Raw genomic sequence first — 18,530 nt, forward strand, 5'->3', positions numbered from 1 at the left:
GGCTGTAGCGCAGGTTGAGCTTCGTGTAGGCGTCGTACACACCACGCGAGATCGCCTCGCCGTCCTCGATGCCGGTCAGCACGCCCTCGGACTTCTTGCCCATCACGATCGCGGTGCCGGTGTCCTGGCACATCGGCAGCACGCCGCCGGCGGAGATGTTGACGTTCTTGAGCAGGTCGAGCGCGACGAAGCGGTCGTTCCCGGACGCCTCGGGGTCGTCGATGATCTTGCGGAGCTGCGCGAGGTGCGCGGGCCGCAGGTAGTGGCTGATGTCGTGCATCGCCTCGGCGGTCAGCCGCTGGATCGCCTCGGGCGAGACCTTGAGGAAGGTCTGCCCGTCGGCCTCGAAGGTCGAGACGCCCTCGGTGGTGACGAGGCGGTAGGGCGTCTCGTCCTTCCCGGTCGGGAGGAGGTCGCTGTACCGGAACTCTGCTTCGCTCACGAACCCCGAGGGTATCCCGACGGCTACGCTGCTCGGCATGGAGGGACCGCTCGAGCCCGACTCGTCCAGCATGCGCATCTCCGACGACGACCGTCACCGGGTCGCCGAGCAGCTGCGCGAGGCCGCCGGGGCGGGGCGGCTCGACCTCGACGAGCTCGACGAGCGGCTGGAGGCGACGTACGCCGCCCGCACCTACGCCGACCTGGTGCCGATCACTCGGGACCTGCCCGTCCTACCGGCGTCCCGGCCGGCGAGCACGCCCGTCGTCGCGGGACCGGAGTCGGAGCGGCACCTGGCGATCCTGAGCGGCCTCGAGCGCACGGGCGTCTGGGTGGTGCCCCAGCACCTCAAGGTCTTCGCGATGATGGGCGGCGCCGACCTCGACCTGCGCGAGGCGCGGTTCTCCGCGCCGGAGGTCGTGATCTCGGTCAGCTGCTTCATGGGCGGCGCCCAGATCACCGTCGGGCCGGACGTCAACGTGGTGATGGAGGGCACCGGGATCATGGGCGGCTACTCCGGGCCGAACGACGCGCTGGGGATCGTCGACCCGAGCCGTCCGACCGTGCGCGTGCGCGGCGTCGCCGTGTGGGGCGGCGTCTCGGTGGAGCGCAGGAGCTAGGCGGGGGCCCCTTCGGTCGCGCTCGGGATCCGCCCGGCGTGCTCGTGGTCGACGGTGAGGTTCTCGCCGGTGGCCGGGTCGAAGAGGTGCATCTTCGAACCGTCGACCCAGATCTCGGCCTCCTCGCCCTCGGTGATCCGGCTGGCGCCGTCCAGCGACACGACCAGCTGGGTGTGCAGCGACTCGCCGTCCAGGTCCCGCTCGAGCTGGCGCAGCTGCTCCTCGACCTCCGGCGGGGCCTCGAACGGGATGTAGGCGTAGGTCTCGTTGCCGAGCCACTCGACGACCTCGACCTTGGCCGTGAACGTCGAGCCCGACGCCTTCTCGGTCTTCACCGAGGCGTCCTCGAAGTGCTCGGGCCGGATGCCGGCCATCAGCAGGCCCTTGCCGGCGGCCTTCTCGGCCTTCTCGCGGGGCAGCTCGACGGTGCCGAAGGGCAGCTTCACCGACGTGCCCTCGACCGTGGCGGGCAGGAAGTTCATCGGCGGTGAGCCGATGAAGCCGGCGACGAAGAGGTTGCCGGGGTTCTCGTAGAGCTCGCGCGGGGTGGCCAGCTGCTGCAGGACGCCGCGCTTGAGCACGGCCACGCGGTCGCCGAGCGTCATCGCCTCGGTCTGGTCGTGGGTGACGTAGACCGTGGTGATGCCGAGCCGCTTCTGCAGCCGTGAGATCTCGGTGCGCATCTGCCCGCGCAGCTTGGCGTCGAGGTTGGACAGCGGCTCGTCGAAGAGGAAGGCGTCGGCCTCGCGGACGATCGCCCGGCCCATCGCGACGCGCTGGCGCTGACCACCGGAGAGGTTGCCGGGCTTGCGCTCGAGGTGCTCGTCGAGCTCCAGCGTCTTGGACGCCGCGCGCACCTTCTCGTCGACCTCGGCGTCCGGCGCCTTGGCCAGCCGCAGCGGGAACGCGATGTTCTCGTAGACCGTCAGGTGCGGGTAGAGCGCGTAGTTCTGGAACACCATGGCGAGGTTGCGGTCGCGCGGCGCCAGGTCGTTGACCCGCTTGTCGCCGATCATCATGTCGCCGGAGGTGATGTCCTCCAGGCCGACGATCATCCGCAGCAGCGTCGACTTCCCGCAGCCCGACGGACCCACGAGGATCATGAACTCGCCGTCCTGCACGTCGATGCTGACGTCGTTCACGGCCGGGAAGCCGTCGCCGTACTGCTTGACGATGTTCTTCATGTCGATGGAGGCCATCGGGTCACCCCTTCACCGCGCCGGAGGTGAGACCGGCGACGATCTTTCGCTGGAACAGCAGGACGATGATGATGATCGGGACGGTGACCACCACGGAGGCCGTGGCGAGCAGGCCGTACGGCGGGTTGAACGGGTCGGGTCCGACGAAGAAGGACAGCTGGGCGGGCACCGTGCGCGAGTCGGTCGTGGAGGTCAACGAGATCGCGAGCACGAACTCGTTCCACGCGAAGAAGAAAGTCAGGATCGCCGCGGTGAAGACGCCCGGCGCCGCGAGCGGGACGATCACCTTGCGGAAGGCCTGCCACGACGTCGCGCCGTCGACCTGGGCGGCCTGCTCCATCTCCCACGGGATCTCGCGGAAGAAGGCCGACAGGGTCCAGATCGCCAGCGGCAGCGTGAAGGACATGTAGGGGATGATCAGGCCCGGCCAGGTGTTGAAGAGGTGCAGCGTGCGCCACAGGTCGAAGAGCGGGCCGACGAGCGCGACCACCGGGAACATCGCGATCGCCAGGGCCAGCGAGAGCACCAACCGCTTGCCCTTGAACTCCAGCCGCGCGATCGCGTACGCCGCCAGCGTCGCGAAGACGACCGACAGCAGCGTCGCGATGATCGCGATGCCGAAGGAGTTGCGCAGCGCGTCGAGGAAGTCGTTGTTGGTGGTCTCCTGGCCGGGCGTCACGCTGCCGATGCCGAGGATGTCCCGGTAGTTCTGCAGGGTCCAGTCCTGGGGCAGGAAGTGCGGGCTGCCGGCCGCGGTCTCGCCGGAGCCCTTGAAGGACAGCGACAGGATCCACACGACCGGGAGCAGGCACCAGACCAGGATGATCACGAAGCCGACCCAGGTGCCGACGACGTTGCGGGTTGCCCGTGATGTCGTGGCCATCAGGCCTCCCCTCGGGCCTGGGCCAGATCGACCCGGAAGAGCCGGACGATCAGCCACGCCAGCAGCAGCACGGTCAGGAAGAGCAGCACGGACAGCGCCGAGCCGAGCCCGAGCTGGAACTGCTGGATGACCTGGCGATAGGTCAGGAACGAGGACGACTCCGTGTCCTGGGCGCCGCGCGTCATCACGTAGATGTTGTCGAAGATCCGGAAGGCGTCCAGCGCACGGAAGAGCACCGCGACCATGATCGCGGCCCGCATGTTCGGGAGGATCACCTTCCACAGCCGCTGCCACCAGGTGGCGCCGTCGACCTTCGCGGCCTCGAGCATGTCCTCGGAGACCTGCGAGAGCCCGGCGAGCAGCAGCAGCGCCATGAACGGCGTGGTCTTCCAGATCTCGGAGACCATGATCGCGAACATCGCCGGCCAGTGGCTGCCGAACCAGTTGGTGTCGGGCGAGATCCACGGCAGCCAGGAGAACCACGCGTTGACGAAGCCGTTGTTGAGGCTGAACGCGAACTGCCAGGCGTACGCCGAGACCACGGTGATGATGCCGTAGGGGATCAGGATCGCGGTCCGGATCGCGCCGCGGGCGAAGACGATGCGGTGCATCACCATCGCGAAGGCGAAGCCGATCACCAGCTCCACGGCGACCGTGACCACCATGATGATCACGGTGTTGAGGGTGTCCTGCCAGAAGAGCGAGTCGGTGAGGACGGTCCCGTAGTTGGAGAGCCCGACGAACGACTTGTCGTCCGGCGTGGTCAGCCGGTAGCGGAAGAGCGAGAGGTAGAGCGCCTGGATCATCGGCCACGCGGTGACGAGCAGCATCACGATGACCGCGGGCAGCACCAGCCGCTGGCCGAGCCGGTTCTCCGCTCGCGAGCGGTCGCTCACGACCGGACGCTTCTTGGCTGGCGGGGCAGCCGGGGCCGCTGCGGCACCCGCGTCCGTGGTGCTCACAGCAGGCTCCTTCCGTGGAGGACGTCGTCGATGAACTTCTGCGAGTCCGCGGGGGTGCTCGAGCTGACCGACGACGGCGGGTGCCAGGTCGACTGGAGGCCGCCGGAGATGTCGCTCCAGTACGGCGTCACGGTGCGCGGCGCCGCCGCGTCCAGGCTCTCCTGGAAGAGCTTGAGCAGGTCGGCGGGGTAGGTCTTCTGGAGGGCGTTCCCGTTGGCCTCGTAGCCGGCGACGCTCGCCGGCATGTTGCCGGTGATCTCCGCGTTGACCTCTTGGTTCTCCGGGCTGGTGATGCACTCGATGGCCTGCATCGCCTCGTCGACGTGGTCGGAGTAGGTGCTCACGCCGAGCCCGATGCCGCCGTACGGCGGCCGCGACTCCTGGCCCGCGACCGTCTGCGGGTAGCGGGTGTAGCCGATGTCCTTGTTGAAGCCGGGGTTGCTCGCCTCGTAGCTGTTGTAGATGTAGGTCCAGTTGACCATGAACGCGCCCTGCGGACCGCCGAAGGTGCTGCCCGCCTGGCCCTCCTGGGCGACCGAGAGGTCCGCGGGTGCCGCCGAGGAGTGGGCGAGCTTCTCGATCACCGCCGCGGCGTCCTCGCCGGCCTTCGAGTCGATCTCGAGCTTCATGTCGAGGCCCTTCTCGGTGTCGGAGGCCAGCTCGCCCCCGGCGCCGGAGATCAGCGCGTTGATCCAGACGACGTAGCCCTCGTACTTGTTGGCCTGGACGGCGACCTTGCCGCCGTTCTTCGACGCGGCGTCGATGATCTGGTCCCAGGTGACGGGCTGGCTCATGTCGATGCCGGCCTTCTCGACGAAGGACTTGCGGTACCAGAGCACCTGCGTGTTGGACCAGAACGGCGCGACGACCAGCTTGCCGTCCCAGGTGGCGGCGTCGGTCGCGCCCTGGAAGGACTGCTGCGTGAGCTTGTCCTGGAGGTCCTGCGGCAGCGGAGCCAGGAAGCCGGCGTTCGCGAACTCCGCCGTGAACGGCGGGTCGATGCTCATGATGTCGATGCCGGAGTCGTGGGCGGCCAGGCGGCGGGCCAGCTGGATCCGCTGCTCGTTGGCGTCCTGGGGGAGGACCTGGGTGGTGATCGTGTAGTCGTCGGTGCTGCAGTTGGCGGCGACCTTGGCCTGTCCGCCGCTGTCCGGGTTGATGTACCAGGTCAGCTGCGTCTTGCCCGAGTCCGCGCTGGCCGAGCAGGCGGCGAGAAGCCCTGAGACGGTCAGCACTGCCGCGGCTGCTGCAGCGCTTCGCCGTACACGATCCATGCGCTCCACCTCCCGAGTGGTCTCCATCACATCTAGTCCTCTCGGCGGTCCTTGTAAACCCAGAGGCGGAAACCCGCGCGGGCGGCTCGACCCGTGGGCGCGTTCCCACCCGCTGGCCCGACCGGCTACTGTGAGCCCGCTCACCTTTACTACGGATCGTCCGGCACGTACCTGCCGGTGAAGGAGTTGTTGAAGCATGGCCACTGTGCGTTTCGAAGAGGCGCAGCGCTGGTACCCCGGCGCCGACAAGCCCGCGGTGCCGGGCATCAGCCTCGAGATCGGCGACGGGGAGTTCATGGTCCTCGTCGGCCCCTCCGGTTGCGGCAAGTCCACGACCCTGCGGATGCTCGCGGGTCTCGAAGAGGTCAACAAGGGGAAGATCTTCATCGGGGATCGCGAGATCACCCACATGCCCCCGAAGGACCGGGACATCGCGATGGTGTTCCAGAACTACGCGCTCTACCCCCACATGTCCGTCGCGGACAACATGGGCTTCGCCCTCAAGATGGCGAAGGTCCCCACCGAGGAGCGCAACAAGCGCGTCGGTGAGGCGGCCCGGATCCTCGGCCTGACCGAGTACCTCGACCGCAAGCCGAAGGCGCTCTCCGGCGGTCAGCGCCAGCGCGTCGCCATGGGCCGCGCGATCGTCCGCCAGCCGCAGGTCTTCTGCATGGACGAGCCGCTGTCCAACCTCGACGCCAAGATGCGCGTCCAGACCCGCACCGACATCGCCAAGCTCCAGCAGGACCTCGGCGTCACCACGGTCTACGTCACCCACGACCAGGTCGAGGCGATGACGATGGGTGACCGCGTCGCGGTCATGAAGGACGGCTACCTCCAGCAGGTCGACACCCCGCTCGGCCTCTACGACAAGCCCGTCAACCTCTTCGTGGCCGGCTTCATCGGCTCACCCGCGATGAACCTCATCGACGCCAAGGCCGACAACGGCCAGGCGAAGATCGGCGACTACCTCGTGCCGGTCGACCCCGGCGCCGCGAAGAAGATGCAGGGCAACATCACCGTCGGCGTCCGGCCGGAGTCGTGGCGCGTGGTCGGCAACAGCGACGCCGGCCTGCCGGTCCGGGTGACCGTGGTCGAGGACCTCGGCGCCGACGCCTTCGTCCACGGCACCAGCGGTGTCGAGGGCACGCCCAACAACATCGTGATCCGGGTCAGCGGGCGCAACCACCCGCAGAAGGGCGAGACGATGTACGTCACGACCGACCCGGCCAACGTCCACGTCTTCGACACAGACACCGGCGAGCGCCTCTCCGACTAGCCGAGCCGGCGCTGTCTCACCCTCGAGTCGGGGGGGGGGGGGGGGGGCCCGGGCGGGGGGGGGGGGGGGCCCCCGGCGGGGTGGCGGGCGGGGGGGGCCCCCGCCGCCGCCCCCCCCCCCCCCCCCCCGCCCCCCCCCCCCCCCCCCCCCCCCCCCCCCCCCCCCCCCCCCCGACTCGGCATTTCAGGCGCGGTCAGCCGTACGCCGGATCGCGGCGACGAAGGTCTCGAAGAGGGCCGGCGGGAGGTCGTGGCCCATGCCGTCGACGAGCAGCAGCTCCGCGCCGGGGACCGCGGCGGCGGTGGCCCGGCCGCCGGAGACGTGCACCATCTTGTCGGCCAGCCCGTGCACGACCAGGGTCGGCACCCGGACGCCGTGCAGCCGGGAGCTGCGGTTGGGCTGGGTGAGCACGGCCAGCATCTGGCGCACCACGCCCATCGGCTCGGTGCCGCGGTCGTAGGTGTCGGCCGCCCGCTTCTCGACCGCCTCGATGCTCTGGGGGTAGGCCGGCGAGCCGGTCAGCCGCCAGAAGGCCGCGCTGCCGCGGATGTAGGCGTCGCGGCCGGGCTTGCGGGGTGCGAGCAGCGACGGGTACAGCGAGGGGTGCTGCCAGCCGACCGTGCGCTTCCCGGTCGTCGACATGATGCTGGTCAGCGACCGCACCCGGTCCGGTCCCGCGATCGCCATGGTCTGCGCGATCATGCCGCCCATCGAGACGCCCACGACGTGCGCGGACGCGAGCCCGAGGTGGTCGAGGAGCCCGAACGCGTCGTCCGCCAGGTCGCCGAGGCCGTACGGCGGTCGCACCCGGCCTCCGGCGAAGGCCCGGACGACGGCGCCGCGGGCGACCTTCGCGTCCACGATCGTCGAGCGTCCGGTGTCGCGGTTGTCGAAGCGGATGACGTGGAAGCCGGCGCGGGCCAGGTCCCGGCAGAGCTCGGGGTCCCACCAGGTCATCGGGCCGCCCAGGCCCATCACCAGCAGGAGCGGGTCCCCGTCGGGGTCGCCGAACGTCTGGTAGCACAGCTCGATGCCGCGGCCGACGGGCGCGAGGAGCTCCTCGGAGACGGGGATCGGGGCGGGGGTTGGGGCCTCGTCGGAGCGGGTAGTTCGGGAGCGGGACGGCACCTCGCCAGTCAAGCAGGTGCCGGGGGACAGGAGGAACGGTGGATCTCGAATCGGCAACCAGTCCGCGGAATGACGGTGATTCCGTGTTTCGAGCACGTAACGTGGACAGCGTGACCCAGGCCACACCACGCCCGGCAGCGGTGGCGAGCTTCCTGCTCCCGCACGGCTTCGCCTGCCCGCACCCCGCGTCGGTGCTGCGTGAGGCGAGCGCGGTCGTCGAGATGGGCCGCTTCGTCCACCGGGTCGCGGGCGACCGGCGCACGCGCCGCGCGACGCCGTACGCCGCCCGCGAGGGCAGCCGCCACGGCGACCCGGTGCTGCTGGTCCCCGGCTTCCTCGCCGGCGACGGCACCCTCGCGCTGATGGCGCGCTCGCTGCGGGCGCAGGGCTTCCGCACCTACCGCTCGCACATCCACGCCAACATCGGCTGCACCCTGAGCGCGGCGGCCCAGCTCGAGGCGCGGCTGGAGACGATCGCGCTGCGTCGCGAGTCGCGGGTGCAGATCGTCGGGCACAGCCTCGGCGGGATGCTCGCCCGCGGCATCGCCGTACGCCGTCCCGACCTGGTGTCCAACATCGTCACGCTGGGCAGCCCGATGCTCGCCCCGGGCGCCCACCACGCCAGCCTGTCGGCCAGCCTGGAGCTGCTGGTGCGGCTGAGCCGGGCCGGCGTGCCCGGCCTGATGGCCGAGGACTGCGTCGCCGGTGCGTGCGCGCGGCGGAGCTTCGACGAGAGCCGCACGGCGCTGCCGGCCGACGTCGGCTTCACCGCGGTCTACTCCCGGCGCGACGGCATCGTCGACTGGCGGGCCTGCATCGATCCGCTGGCGCACGCCGTCGAGGTCACGGCCTCGCACCTCGGCATGGCGTGGGACCCGCGGGTCCTCGACGTGGTGAGTGGCTCGCTGCTGCGGGCCGCGGACGCCTCAGCTGTCGAAGTCGATCGCGGCAAAAGCGCGTAGCTTCTGGAGCTGGTGCTCGGAGGTGATCGAGCGGATCGTGCCGCTGCGCGAGCGCATCACCAGCGAGTGGGTCGTCACGCCGCCGGCGCGGTAGCGCACCCCGCGGAGCAGCTCGCCGTCGGTGATGCCGGTCGCGACGAAGAAGCAGTCGTCGCCGGTGACCAGCGTGTCGGTGGTGAGCACGTGGTCGGGGTCGAGCTCGTGGCCGGCGTCGATCGCCTTCTGGCGCTCGTCGTCGTCCTGGGGCCAGAGCCGGCCCTGGATCACGCCGCCGAGCGCCTTCATCGCGCAGGCGGTGATGATGCCCTCGGGCGTGCCGCCGACCCCGAGCAGGAGGTCGATGCCGGTCTCGGGCCGGGCCGCCATGATCGCGCCGGCGACGTCGCCGTCGCTGATGAACTTGATCATCGCCCCGGTCGCCCGGATCTCCTCGACCAGCCCGGCGTGCCGCGGGCGGTCGAGCACCATCACGGTGACGTCGCTGGCGTTCTTGCCCTTCACCTTCGCGACGCGGGCGATGTTCTCCGCCACGGGGACGCGGATGTCGACGACGTCGGCGGCCTCGGGCCCGGTGACCAGCTTCTCCATGTAGAAGACGGCGGACGGGTCGTACATCGAGCCGCGCGGGGAGACCGCGAGCACCGACACCGCGTTGGTCATGCCCTTGGCGGTCAGGGTGGTGCCGTCGATCGGGTCGACCGCGACGTCGCACTCGGGGCCGGTGCCGTCGCCGACCCGCTCGCCGTTGTAGAGCATCGGGGCGTTGTCCTTCTCGCCCTCGCCGATCACGACGGTGCCGTTCATCCCGATCGTCGAGATCATCACCCGCATCGCGTTGACCGCGACCCCGTCGGCGCCGTTCTTGTCGCCCCGGCCGACCCAGCGGCCGGCGGCCATCGCGGCGGCCTCGGTCACCCGCACCAGCTCGAGCGCGAGGTTGCGGTCGGGAGACTCCGGGGCGACGGCGAGGCTCTCACTCATGGGGCGGACTCTAGCGGGCCCGCGTTGCCGTAGACCGTGACCTCGCTCGCCTTGACGACGAACACGACGTCGGATCCGGGTGCGAGGTCGAGGTCGGCGGCGGCGTGCACGGTGATGTCCGCGGCGAGGTGGCCGGCGTGGACCCGCACCTGGTCGCCGTGCGGCTCCAGCTCGGTCACGCGTACGGCGAGGCTGGTGCGCGGGCTGCCGCCCGGGGCGTCGCGGAAGACCGAGACGGCGCTGGGCCGGAAGACCGCCACGACCGGCTCGTCCGGGGCGGGTGCCGGGCCGTCGGCGAGGCCGGCGACCGTGGTGCCGTCCGCGGCGACGACGGCTCCGTCGCGCCAGGTGCCGGTGACCATGTTGAGGCCGGCGACCCGCGCCGCGAACGCGGACTGCGGGCGGGTGAGCACCGCGTCGGTCGGTCCCTCCTCGACCACCCGGCCGCCCTCGACCACGACGACCCGGTCGGCGAGCAGCAGCGCGTCGAGCACGTCGTGGGTGACCAGGACGACGCTGCGGCCGGCGAGCACGCGGCGCAGCACCTGGCGCAGCGCCGGCCGGACCGCGACGTCGAGGGCGGCCATCGGCTCGTCGAGCAGCAGCACCCGCGGCTCGGCGGCCAGCGCCCGGGCGACCGCGACGCGCTGCGCCTGCCCGCCGGAGAGCTGGCCCGGCCGCCGGTCGGCGAGCTCGCCGACCCCGACCTCGTCGAGCCAGTCCTGGGCGGCCGTGCGCGCCGCCGTACGACGGGTGCCGGCGCTGCGCGGGCCGAAGGCGACGTTCTCCAGCGCGCTCAGGTGCGGGAAGAGCAGGGGGTCCTGGGCGAGCAGCGCGACCCGGCGGTCGTGCGGTGCGACCCAGGCGCGGGGTCCGGTGAGCTCGCGGCCGTCGAGCTCGACGCGGCCGGCGTCGGGCCGCAGGAGGCCGGCGACCACCGCGAGGAGCGTGGACTTGCCGGCGCCGTTGGGACCGAGCACGGCGACGGTCTCGCCGTCGCCGACCTCCAGCGCGACGTCCACGTCCCGGTCGAGCACCCGGGCCTCCATGCGCAGGCTCACGTCGTGCTCCGTCCCGGCCGCGCGGCCGCGATCACCAGGACCGCGACCACGACCAGCACGAGCGACATCGCGACCGCCGCGTCGGGGTCGGTCACCCGCAGGTTGTAGATGAAGAGCGGCAGCGTGCGGGTGGTGCCCTCGAGGCTGCCGGCGAAGGTGATCGTCGCACCGAACTCGCCGAGCGCGCGGGCGAAGGACAGGACCGCGCCCGAGACCAGTCCGGGGAGCACCAGCGGCAGCGTCACCCGCCGGAAGACGGTGGTCGGGCGCGCGCCCAGCGAGGCCGCCACCGTCTCGTAGCGCGACCCGGCGCTGCGCAGCGCGCCCTCCAGGCTGACCACCAGGAACGGCAGCGAGACGAAGGTCTGCGCGAGCACCACCGCGGTCGTCGAGAACGCGACCTGGACGCCGAGCGCGTCGAGCTGTCCGCCGAGCAGGCCGCGGCGCCCGAACGTGTAGAGCAGCGCGATGCCGCCGACCACCGGCGGCAGCACCAGTGGCAGCAGCACGAGGGAGCGTACGACGCCCTGCCCGGGGAAGCGGGTGCGGGCGAGCACGAGCGCCATCGGTACGCCGAGCACCAGGCACAGGACCGTGCTGGCGGCGGAGGTGCGCAGGCTCAGCGAGAGCGCGGTGAGCGCGGAGTCGGAGGAGACCAGGCTCCAGAAGTCACCCCACTCGACCCGGCTGAGCATGCCGGCGAGCGGCAGCAGCACCAGCGCACCGCCGAGCGCGGCCGGGACGAAGATCCAGGCGGGGACCCCGACCGGCCGCTCGCTCCTCACTGGGTCCACACGGCTAAGGCTGCCCGAAGCCGGCGTCTCCCAGGATCTGCTGGCCCGTGTCGCCGACGACCATCTGGATGAACTCGTCCGCGAGGTCGGCGTTCTTGCTGTCCGCGACCGGCGCGATCGGGTAGGTGTTCACGACCTTGCCGGACTCCGGGAAGGTGACCCCGTTGACGGCGTCGCCCGCGGCCGTCACGTCGGTGACGTAGACGACGCCGGCGTCGGCCTCTCCGGAGGTGACCTTGGCGAGCACGTCGGTGACCGACTCCTCCTCGCTGACCGGGTGGAGGGTGAGGCCGAGCTTGTCGGCCATCGTCTGCGTCGCGGCCCCGCACGGCACCTCGGGCGCGCAGACGACGAGGTCGACGCCGTCCTTCGCGAGGTCCTGGAAGCTGGCGATGCCGGCCGGGTTGTCGGGCGGGGTCGCGATCTCGAGGGTGTTGGTCGCGAAGTCCTGCGGGTCGGCGCCGGTGAGGTCGGCGTCGACGAGCTTGTCCATGTTCGCGGTGTCGGCCGAGGCGAACACGTCGGCCGGGGCGCCCTCCTGGATCTGGGTCACCAGGTCGGAGGAGCCGCCGAAGCTCAGCTTCACCTCGACCCCGTCGTGAGCGGCCTCGAACTCGTCGGCGATCTTCTCGAACGTCGACGTCAGGGAGGCCGCGGCGTAGACGGTGAGGGTGGTGTCGCTCCCGCCGCCGTCGCTGTCGTCGCTGCCGCACGCAGCGAAGGGCAGGACCAGGGCGAGGGCCAGGGGGACGAGCAGCTTCTTCATGGACGCTCCACGACGACGTTGGTGGACTTGACGGAGGCGATGGCGCGGACGCCGGGCTCGAGGCCGAGCTCGGTCGCGGCCTCGCTGCTCATCAGGGACACCATCCGGTAGGGGCCGCAGACCATCTCGACCTGGGCCATGACGGTGTCCTTGACGACCTTGGTGACGATGCCGGCGAGCCGGTTGCGCGCACTGACCGAGGACGCGCGCGTGGCCTCGCGGTCGGGGTGGTCCGCCAGCGACTCGGCCAGGGCGGCGAGGTCCGCGCCCGGGACGACGGTCCTCCCGTCCTCCTTGGTGCTGGCCACGCGGCCCGCCTCGACCCAGCGGCGCATGGTGTCGTCGCTGACGCCGAGGAGCTCGGCTGCCTCCGCGATCCGGTACGTCGTCACGCGGCGATCATGCCGCATCTGCGGTCACGTGACGAGTGACAGGACCGCAACTGCGGAAATCAGGCTGATCGGGGTGACGATCAGCGAGACGCGGTGGAACTCCCGCATCGAGGGCGGGTGCTGCAGCCGGACCATGCCGCGACGCCACAACAGGTTGGCGAGCGAGCCGGTGTAGCTGAGGCCGGAGCCGATGTTGAGGCCGAGCAGGGCGGCGAGCACCGCGGTGTCGCCGAGCGGCGCGAGGAGGGGGACGACGAGCAGGGTCGCCGACAGGTTGGTGAGCAGGTTGGCGAGCAGCGTCGCGAGCAGCGCGATCCCCAGCAGGCTGACGAAGCCGGTGCCGTCGGGGACCAGGTCGGTCACCCAGTCGCCGAGGAAGCCGGCCGCCAGCGCCGCGACCACGATGCCGAGGCAGAGCACGAAGAGCGCGAACGCCGGGTGCGCGGCGTGGACGGCCTCGCCGACCCCGACCAGCCCCCGGCTGCGGCCCCACGCGACGAGCACGACCGCGGCCGCCAGGGACACCACCCACGGCTCGATGCCGAACGGCGAGACCAGCGCGAAGCCGGCCAGCATCGCCAGCACCACGACGAGCGGGACCAGCGGCAGGTCCGGGCGCTCGGTCGGCCCGGCGAGCTCCGGCTCGGCGGCCAGCTCGCGCCGGAAGAGCAGCCGGAGCGCGACGTACTCCACCACGAGGACGACGGCGAGCACCGGCGCCATCACCAGGGCGAAGCCGCCGAAGGTGAGGTCGAGGTGCGGCATCGCGAGCAGGTTGGTCAGGTTGGAGACCGGCAGCAGGAGCGAGGCGGAGTTGGCCATCCGCAGGCAGGCGTGGACGCCCGGGCGGTACGACGTGCCGGTCGCGACCGCGGCGGCCACGACGACGGGCGTGAGGAGGACGACGGTGGCGTCGAGGCTCAGCACCGCGGTGACGGCGGCGGCCAGCAGGAAGACACCGGTGAAGATCGGCACCGGCCGGCCGTGGCCGAGGTCCCGCACCCGCGCGGCCGCGGCGGTGAAGAGGCCGGCGCGGCCGCAGACGTCGGCGACGACGAGGATCGTGACGAGGAAGACGACGACCGGCCCGAGGTGGCGCAGCGTGTCCTCGACGTCCGACCAGCTGAGGATCCCCGTCGCGAGCGTGACCGCGGCGGCGGCGAGACCGACCCCGGCCTCGACCCGGCCCCGCGGGTGGGAGTAGGCCGTCACGAGCAGGGCGACCAGGGCGACCACGGGGATCACGTCGAGGGCCGCCACGCGGCGACACTAGAGCACCTGAGAAACTCTGCCGGTGAGCCAGACCAGCCAGACCGGGCAGAGCGGGACCCCCGGGCGCTACAACCGCTCCTTCGGCGGGCTGGTCGGGTCGATGATCGTGCTGGTGCTGGTGGTCCTCGGGATCGTCGTCTTCCGCGGCGCGTTCCGGGACACCCCGGACTACGAGCCCGACCACATCGACTACCTCGAGCTGGTCACCAGCGTCCAGCAGCTCGGCCTGAAGCCGGTCTACCCGCCGTCGCTCCCGGACGGCTGGTACGTCAAGGACGCGTCGTACCTGCCCGGTGACCGACCGGCGGTCGACATGGTCTTCACGACCGCCGACGAGCACACCGCCGGCATCCACCAGGAGGACGCCTCCGACCACGGCCTGATCGCGACGTACGTCGGGGAGGCCGCGACCGAGGACGACACCAAGCCGCTGGTCACCGACCTCGGCTCGTGGCACAGCTGGACCGACACCGACGGCGACCACGCGTGGACGACCGAGATCGGCGACGACACGGTGCTCGTCTACAGCTCCGGCGATGCCGACGACCTCCGCGACCTCGTCGAGTCGCTGACCACCGCGAAGCTCGACCCCTCGACGGTGTCCTAGGGCCCTCGACGGCCGCCCGGGTGCTACCCGGGGTAGAGGTCGAGGTCCCGGCCGGCCTCGACGTACTCCTCCGGCAGCTCCGTCGTGCTCCACCACGGCTGCCGCGCGATCTCGCTGAGCCCGTGCAGTGCCAGCACCGGCTCGGTCTGGTACTCGCCGCCCGCCCACGGGTTGGTGTTGAGCGCGAAGACCACGACCCGGAGGTGCCGGTCCGGGCTCAGCACCTCGGCGACCAGGCGCTTGGACGCCGCGCCGAACTCGGAGTCGCCGTCGTCGTGGTAGGTGCGCAACGTGTCGCCGTCGGGGAGCTCGCGGACGGAACAGTCGGTCATGAAGGACTCGCAGGTGTACGGCGGCCCGCCGACGCTGCGCAGCAGGGGCTGCAGGTTGACCATCACCTGCCCCGCGGGGCCGTTGCTCCCGAGGGGGGTGAAGAGCAGCGCCGCCAGCGCCTCGCCTCCGGACACGTCGCCCTGGAAGCGGCCGAAGGTGCCGTGGGCGACCGAGGCGACGGCGTCCTGGAGCGCGGCCGCGGTGCCGGCCGCCGTGATCGGCGCGGACTCGCCGCTGAGATCGGCTTCGGTACCGGTCGACGGCGGTCCGTCGGAGACGTGGATCTCAGGCGTTCCCGGGCGCAGCGCGTAGCCGGTCACCGCGAGCACGGTGACCGCCGCGACGGCGCCGACCGCAGCGAGGGCCCGGCGGCGGCGCCGGATGCCCAGGCCCTGCCTGCGGGACGCGGTGGTCAGGGTGGCGAGGTCGGCGGCGACGTCGGCGACGGCGTCCTCGAGCTGGTCGCGGAGCATCATCGGGGGTCCTCTCCTTCGTGGTCGGCGAGGTCGGGGAAGTGGGTGCGGAGCCGGGCCAGCGCACGGGAGGCGCGGGTGCGGCAGGCGGACTCGGACAGGCCGGTCTGGGTCGCGACCTCGGCGACCGGGAGGTCGTGGAAGTAGCGGAGCACCAGCACCGCGCGATCGGTCGGTGGCAGCGTCGCGAGCGCGTCGAGCAGGGACAGACGCAGCGTGGCGTCGCCGGTCGCGGCCGGTGCGTCGACGCCGTCGAGGAGCGGCAGCTCGGCCACCCGCTTGCGGCGCCGGTCGGAGAGGAAGACGCGGGTGAGGATCGCCCGGACGTACGCCGTCGGGTTCTCCGCCCGGCTGACCAGGCGCCACCGCGCGAACGCCTGGGCGTACGCGCTCTGCACCAGGTCCTCCGCGGCGTGCCGGTCCCCGGTGAGCAGCACGGCGGTCCGCAGCATCCGGTCACCGGTGGCGGCGACGAGCTCCTCGAAGGTGGCGGGCCGGTGCGCCACGGTCACCGCCTCGTCCAGCAGTTCGGTCTTCACACCCTTCCAGAGGGGTGGGGTGCCCGGAATGTTGCAGATCAGTCCTCGTCCGGGTCCTGGTCGCCCTCGATCGCCGAGTCCAGCCGCTGGCGGGCGCCGTCGAGCCAGTCCTGGCAGATGGTGGCGAGCTGCTCGCCGCGCTCCCAGAGGGCGAGCGACTCCTCGAGGGTGGTGCCGCCGGCCTCGAGGGCGCGGACCACCTCGACGAGCTCCTCGCGCGCCTGTTCGTACGACGGGGTCTCCTGCTGCTCACTCTTCTTCGGCATCGGGCTCCCTGTCGATCGTCTCGGTGCTGGTGGTGGTGGCGTGGATGCGGCCGTCGGCGACCCGCACGCTGACCGGGGCGCCGGCGGCGACGCCCGCGACGGAGGTGACGACGTGGCCCTCGGAGTCCTGGAGGACGGCGTACCCGCGCTGGAGCGTGGCCAGGGGCGAGAGCGCCCGGGCGCGGGCGCGCTGGTGGCCGATCTCGTCGGTGGCCCGGTCGAGCCGGTGCCCGAAGGTGCGGCGGGCCCGGTCGCGCAGCTGCGCGACCTCGTCGATCCGGGCGTCGACCAGCGAGCGGGGGTCGGCGAGCGCGGGCCGGGAGCGCAGGGCGTCGAGCCCGGCCTGCTCCCGCGCCAACCACCCGGCGAGCGCGCCGCGGAGCCGGTCGCGGGCGCGGCCGACGTTGCGCAGCTCCTCGACGACGTCGGGGACCACCCGCTTGGCGGCGTCGGTCGGCGTCGAGGCGCGGACGTCGGCGACCAGGTCGAGCAGGGGGGTGTCGGGCTCATGGCCGATCGCGGAGACGACCGGGGTGCGGACCTTCGCGACCGCGCGGATCAGCGCCTCGTCGGAGAAGGGCAATAGGTCCTCGACCGAGCCGCCGCCGCGGGCGACGACGATCACCTCGACGGCGGGGTTGCGGTCGAGGCGCTCGACGGCCTCGATCACCTCGGCCGCGGAGCGCGGGCCCTGCATCGCGGCGTACGCGACCTCGAAGGCGACCGCGGGCCAGCGCCGGCGGGCGTTCTCCAGGACGTCGCGCTCGGCCGCGCTGGTGGGGGCGGTGACGAGGCCGACGGTGCCGGGCAGGAAGGGCAGCGGACGCTTGAGCTCGGCGGCGAAGAGGCCCTCGGCGGCGAGCAGCTGGCGGCGCCGCTCGAGCCGGGCGAGCAGCTCGCCGAGGCCGACCATCCGGATGTCGCGGGCGTAGAGGGAGAAGGTGCCGCGGTTGGCGTAGTAGGACGGCTTGGCGTGCACGACGATGCTGGCGCCCTCGACCAGCGGCGGGTTGAGGCCGTCGAAGAGCACCCGCGAGCAGGTCACCGGGACCGAGATGTCGGCGACCGCGTCGCGCAGGGTCATGAAGACGGTCGCCATCCCCGGCCGGCGGCTGACCTGGGCCACCTGGCCCTCGACCCACACCGCGCCGAGCCGGTCGATCCAGCCCGCGACCGCGTTGGCGATCTGGCGGACCGGCGCCGGCGACTCGAGGGAGGTCTCCAGTGCCATGCCCGCGAGATTAGGGGATGCCACCGACCTCTCTAGACTGGACGGCATGACGACCGGCCTTCCGACCAATATGGGCATGCCGCCGATCCTGTCGCCGGACGAGGCCGAGAAGGCCGTCCTCCTGGCGGCACCGCGTGGCTACTGCGCCGGCGTCGACCGCGCCGTCATCACCGTGGAGAAGGCGCTCGACCTCTACGGCGCGCCCGTCTACGTGCGCAAGCAGATCGTCCACAACAAGCACGTCGTCGCCGACCTCGAGGCGCGCGGCGCGATCTTCGTCGAGGAGCTCGACGAGGTGCCGGCCGGCGAGACCGTGGTCTTCTCCGCGCACGGCGTCTCCCCAGAGGTCCACCGCCAGGCCGAGTCCCGCGACCTCAAGACCATCGACGCGACCTGCCCGCTGGTCACGAAGGTGCACCACGAGGCCAAGCGCTTCGCCAACGAGGACTACGACATCCTCCTCATCGGCCACGCCGGCCACGAGGAGGTCGAGGGCACCGCGGGCGAGGCGCCCGACCACATCCAGCTCGTGCAGAGCCCGGCCGACGTCCCCGGCATCGTGGTCCGCGACCCGAAGCGGGTCGCGTGGCTCTCGCAGACCACGCTGTCGGTCGACGAGACCCTCGAGACCGTGGCCGCGATCCGCGAGCGCTTCCCCGAGCTGCTCGACCCGCCCAGCGACGACATCTGCTACGCCACCCAGAACCGTCAGCTCGCGGTCAAGGAGATCTCCGCCGGCACCGACCTGGTGATCGTGGTCGGCTCGGGCAACTCCTCCAACTCCGTGCGCCTCGTCGAGGTCGCGCTCGAGGCGGGCGCCAAGGCGTCGTACCGCGTCGACGACGCCACGGAGATCGAGGAGGCCTGGCTCGACGGCGTCCGCACCGTCAGCGTCACCTCGGGGGCGAGCGTGCCGGAGGCGCTGGTCGAGGGCGTGCTCGCCTACCTCGCGGAGCGGGGCTACCCCGACGCCCGGGCGGTGCACAGCGCCGAGGAGTCGCTGATCTTCGCGCTCCCCAAGGAGCTGCGCCGCGACCTCAAGGCAGCGGGACGGGTCTGAGGTACGA

The 18,530-nt window shown here is 71.9% G+C and carries 21 protein-coding genes; 5 read left to right on the top strand and 16 right to left on the bottom strand.

Annotated elements, in window-relative coordinates:
* Positions 1–442: fumarate hydratase (locus K8U61_RS24335; protein WP_443680496.1), on the bottom strand; the 442-nt coding region annotated here is incomplete at its 3' end.
* 37 nt (positions 443–479) lie between these two features.
* On the opposite strand from K8U61_RS24335, the gene K8U61_RS24340 reads away from it, so the two are divergent.
* Positions 480–1,061, top strand: coding sequence for a DUF1707 domain-containing protein (locus K8U61_RS24340; protein ID WP_224125607.1), 582 nt, complete (start codon positions 480–482; stop codon positions 1,059–1,061).
* On the opposite strand, the gene K8U61_RS24345 is transcribed toward K8U61_RS24340, so the two are convergent.
* From K8U61_RS24345 to K8U61_RS24360, 4 genes are read right to left on the bottom strand one after another with little or no spacing between them, the layout of a single operon-like run.
* Entirely contained in the window at positions 1,058–2,260 is a 1,203-nt protein-coding gene (locus K8U61_RS24345) for an ABC transporter ATP-binding protein (protein ID WP_224125608.1), read from the bottom strand. The two genes, K8U61_RS24340 and K8U61_RS24345, sit on opposite strands and share 4 nt — an antisense overlap.
* A 4-nt stretch (positions 2,261–2,264) precedes the next feature.
* Complete coding sequence (locus K8U61_RS24350) at positions 2,265–3,143, bottom strand: carbohydrate ABC transporter permease (RefSeq protein ID WP_224125609.1); 879 nt, start codon at positions 3,141–3,143, stop codon at positions 2,265–2,267.
* Positions 3,143–4,105 (bottom strand): carbohydrate ABC transporter permease, encoded by a 963-nt coding sequence (locus K8U61_RS24355; RefSeq protein ID WP_224125610.1) that lies wholly within the window; start codon positions 4,103–4,105, stop codon positions 3,143–3,145. Before K8U61_RS24355 ends, K8U61_RS24350 begins: the two co-directional genes overlap by 1 nt.
* Positions 4,102–5,340: an extracellular solute-binding protein gene (locus K8U61_RS24360; RefSeq protein WP_224125611.1), complete on the bottom strand. Its 1,239-nt coding sequence runs from the start codon at positions 5,338–5,340 to the stop codon at positions 4,102–4,104. Before K8U61_RS24360 ends, K8U61_RS24355 begins: the two co-directional genes overlap by 4 nt.
* Positions 5,341–5,575: 235 nt before the next feature.
* On the opposite strand from K8U61_RS24360, the gene K8U61_RS24365 reads away from it, so the two are divergent.
* Positions 5,576–6,658: an ABC transporter ATP-binding protein gene (locus K8U61_RS24365; RefSeq protein ID WP_224125612.1), complete on the top strand. Its 1,083-nt coding sequence runs from the start codon at positions 5,576–5,578 to the stop codon at positions 6,656–6,658.
* Positions 6,659–6,841: 183 nt separating this feature from the next.
* Here the strand turns inward: K8U61_RS24365 and K8U61_RS24370 are convergent, their stop codons facing one another.
* On the bottom strand, positions 6,842–7,786 hold the full coding sequence (locus tag K8U61_RS24370) for an alpha/beta fold hydrolase (RefSeq protein WP_224125613.1): 945 nt from the start codon (positions 7,784–7,786) through the stop codon (positions 6,842–6,844).
* Positions 7,787–7,896: 110 nt separating this feature from the next.
* Here K8U61_RS24370 and K8U61_RS24375 point away from each other — a divergent pair, with 110 nt between their 5' ends.
* Complete coding sequence (locus tag K8U61_RS24375) at positions 7,897–8,748, top strand: esterase/lipase family protein (protein ID WP_224125614.1); 852 nt, start codon at positions 7,897–7,899, stop codon at positions 8,746–8,748.
* Here K8U61_RS24375 and glpX read toward each other — a convergent pair.
* From glpX to K8U61_RS24405, 6 genes are read right to left on the bottom strand one after another with little or no spacing between them, the layout of a single operon-like run.
* Positions 8,713–9,729 carry a class II fructose-bisphosphatase gene (gene glpX, locus K8U61_RS24380; RefSeq protein ID WP_224125615.1) on the bottom strand — a complete coding sequence of 339 codons (1,017 nt, stop codon included), beginning with the start codon at positions 9,727–9,729 and terminating at the stop codon, positions 8,713–8,715. The genes K8U61_RS24375 and glpX overlap by 36 nt on opposite strands.
* Positions 9,726–10,790, bottom strand: coding sequence for a sulfate/molybdate ABC transporter ATP-binding protein (locus K8U61_RS24385; RefSeq protein ID WP_224125616.1), 1,065 nt, complete (start codon positions 10,788–10,790; stop codon positions 9,726–9,728). Before K8U61_RS24385 ends, glpX begins: the two co-directional genes overlap by 4 nt.
* Positions 10,787–11,575 (bottom strand): ABC transporter permease, encoded by a 789-nt coding sequence (locus K8U61_RS24390; protein ID WP_443680497.1) that lies wholly within the window; start codon positions 11,573–11,575, stop codon positions 10,787–10,789. Before K8U61_RS24390 ends, K8U61_RS24385 begins: the two co-directional genes overlap by 4 nt.
* A gap of 13 nt (positions 11,576–11,588) precedes the next feature.
* Positions 11,589–12,350 carry a molybdate ABC transporter substrate-binding protein gene (modA, locus tag K8U61_RS24395; protein WP_224125618.1) on the bottom strand — a complete coding sequence of 254 codons (762 nt, stop codon included), beginning with the start codon at positions 12,348–12,350 and terminating at the stop codon, positions 11,589–11,591.
* Positions 12,347–12,742 carry a TOBE domain-containing protein gene (locus K8U61_RS24400; protein ID WP_224125619.1) on the bottom strand — a complete coding sequence of 132 codons (396 nt, stop codon included), beginning with the start codon at positions 12,740–12,742 and terminating at the stop codon, positions 12,347–12,349. Before K8U61_RS24400 ends, modA begins: the two co-directional genes overlap by 4 nt.
* 24 nt (positions 12,743–12,766) lie before the next feature.
* The gene (locus tag K8U61_RS24405; RefSeq protein WP_224125620.1) at positions 12,767–14,002 is read right to left on the bottom strand and encodes an SLC13 family permease; all 1,236 of its coding nucleotides are present in this window, start codon (positions 14,000–14,002) and stop codon (positions 12,767–12,769) included.
* Positions 14,003–14,036: 34 nt separating this feature from the next.
* On the opposite strand from K8U61_RS24405, the gene K8U61_RS24410 reads away from it, so the two are divergent.
* Complete coding sequence (locus K8U61_RS24410) at positions 14,037–14,621, top strand: DUF4245 family protein (RefSeq protein WP_224125621.1); 585 nt, start codon at positions 14,037–14,039, stop codon at positions 14,619–14,621.
* A 23-nt stretch (positions 14,622–14,644) separates the two neighbouring features.
* Here the strand turns inward: K8U61_RS24410 and K8U61_RS24415 are convergent, their stop codons facing one another.
* From K8U61_RS24415 to xseA, 4 genes are read right to left on the bottom strand one after another with little or no spacing between them, the layout of a single operon-like run.
* Positions 14,645–15,430 carry a hypothetical protein gene (locus tag K8U61_RS24415; protein ID WP_224125622.1) on the bottom strand — a complete coding sequence of 262 codons (786 nt, stop codon included), beginning with the start codon at positions 15,428–15,430 and terminating at the stop codon, positions 14,645–14,647.
* Positions 15,427–15,966: a SigE family RNA polymerase sigma factor gene (locus tag K8U61_RS24420; protein WP_224125623.1), complete on the bottom strand. Its 540-nt coding sequence runs from the start codon at positions 15,964–15,966 to the stop codon at positions 15,427–15,429. Before K8U61_RS24420 ends, K8U61_RS24415 begins: the two co-directional genes overlap by 4 nt.
* 38 nt (positions 15,967–16,004) lie before the next feature.
* A complete protein-coding gene (locus tag K8U61_RS24425) occupies positions 16,005–16,232 on the bottom strand; it encodes an exodeoxyribonuclease VII small subunit (RefSeq protein WP_224125624.1) in 228 nt (75 codons plus the stop codon).
* The gene (gene xseA, locus K8U61_RS24430; protein WP_224125625.1) at positions 16,216–17,463 is read right to left on the bottom strand and encodes an exodeoxyribonuclease VII large subunit; all 1,248 of its coding nucleotides are present in this window, start codon (positions 17,461–17,463) and stop codon (positions 16,216–16,218) included. The genes K8U61_RS24425 and xseA overlap by 17 nt, the downstream gene beginning before the upstream one ends.
* A gap of 76 nt (positions 17,464–17,539) precedes the next feature.
* On the opposite strand from xseA, the gene K8U61_RS24435 reads away from it, so the two are divergent.
* The gene (locus K8U61_RS24435; RefSeq protein WP_224125645.1) at positions 17,540–18,523 is read left to right on the top strand and encodes a 4-hydroxy-3-methylbut-2-enyl diphosphate reductase; all 984 of its coding nucleotides are present in this window, start codon (positions 17,540–17,542) and stop codon (positions 18,521–18,523) included.
* Positions 18,524–18,530 lie beyond the last annotated feature (7 nt).

The sequence above is a fragment of the Nocardioides mangrovi genome, from assembly GCF_020073815.1.
GTDB classification, from domain to species: Bacteria; Actinomycetota; Actinomycetes; order Propionibacteriales; family Nocardioidaceae; genus Nocardioides; species Nocardioides mangrovi.